Annotated in this window: 1 rRNA gene; it reads right to left on the bottom strand. The window is 56.5% G+C overall.

Annotated elements, in window-relative coordinates:
- Window positions 1-2 precede the first annotated feature (2 nt).
- Window positions 3-1,394 (bottom strand): 23S ribosomal RNA (locus tag ACFVHB_RS40125); the annotation flags it as partial.

Raw genomic sequence — 1,394 nt, 5'->3', positions numbered from 1 at the left:
CTGAGGACAAGCCCTCGGCCTATTAGTACCGGTCAACTCCACCCCTCACAGGGCTTCCATATCCGGCCTATCAACCCAGTCGTCTACTGGGAGCCTTACCCTCTCAAGGAGGTGGGAGTGCTCATCTCGAAGCAGGCTTCCCGCTTAGATGCTTTCAGCGGTTATCCCTCCCGAACGTAGCCAACCAGCCATGCCCTTGGCAGGACAACTGGCACACCAGAGGTTCGTCCGTCCCGGTCCTCTCGTACTAGGGACAGCCCTTCTCAACACTCCTACGCGCACAGCGGATAGGGACCGAACTGTCTCACGACGTTCTAAACCCAGCTCGCGTACCGCTTTAATGGGCGAACAGCCCAACCCTTGGGACCTACTCCAGCCCCAGGATGCGACGAGCCGACATCGAGGTGCCAAACCATCCCGTCGATATGGACTCTTGGGGAAGATCAGCCTGTTATCCCCGGGGTACCTTTTATCCGTTGAGCGACGGCGCTTCCACAAGCCACCGCCGGATCACTAGTCCCTACTTTCGTACCTGCTCGACCCGTCAGTCTCACAGTCAAGCTCCCTTGTGCACTTACACTCAACACCTGATTGCCAACCAGGCTGAGGGAACCTTTGGGCGCCTCCGTTACCCTTTAGGAGGCAACCGCCCCAGTTAAACTACCCACCAGACACTGTCCCTGATCCGGATCACGGACCCAGGTTAGACATCCAGCACGACCAGAGTGGTATTTCAACGGCGACTCCACCATGACTGGCGTCACGGCTTCACAGTCTCCCACCTATCCTACACAAGCCGAACCGAACACCAATATCAAGCTATAGTAAAGGTCCCGGGGTCTTTCCGTCCTGCTGCGCGAAACGAGCATCTTTACTCGTAATGCAATTTCACCGGGCCTATGGTTGAGACAGTCGAGAAGTCGTTACGCCATTCGTGCAGGTCGGAACTTACCCGACAAGGAATTTCGCTACCTTAGGATGGTTATAGTTACCACCGCCGTTTACTGGCGCTTAAGTTCTCAGCTTCGCCTGGTCGAAACCAAGCTAACCGGTCCCCTTAACGTTCCAGCACCGGGCAGGCGTCAGTCCGTATACATCGCCTTACGGCTTCGCACGGACCTGTGTTTTTAGTAAACAGTCGCTTCTCGCTGGTCTCTGCGGCCACCCCCAGCTCAGGCAGCAAGTGCCGTCACCAGGAATGGCCCCCCTTCTCCCGAAGTTACGGGGGCATTTTGCCGAGTTCCTTAACCATAGTTCACCCGAACGCCTCGGTATTCTCTACCTGACCACCTGAGTCGGTTTGGGGTACGGGCCGCCATGAAACTCGCTAGAGGCTTTTCTCGACAGCATAGGATCATCCACTTCACCACAATCGGCTCGGCATCAGGTCTCAG

The sequence above is a fragment of the Kitasatospora sp. NPDC127111 genome, assembly GCF_042677465.1.
Lineage (GTDB): Bacteria > Actinomycetota > Actinomycetes > Streptomycetales > Streptomycetaceae > Kitasatospora.
This window is presented reverse-complemented; position numbering and strand designations above follow the sequence as displayed.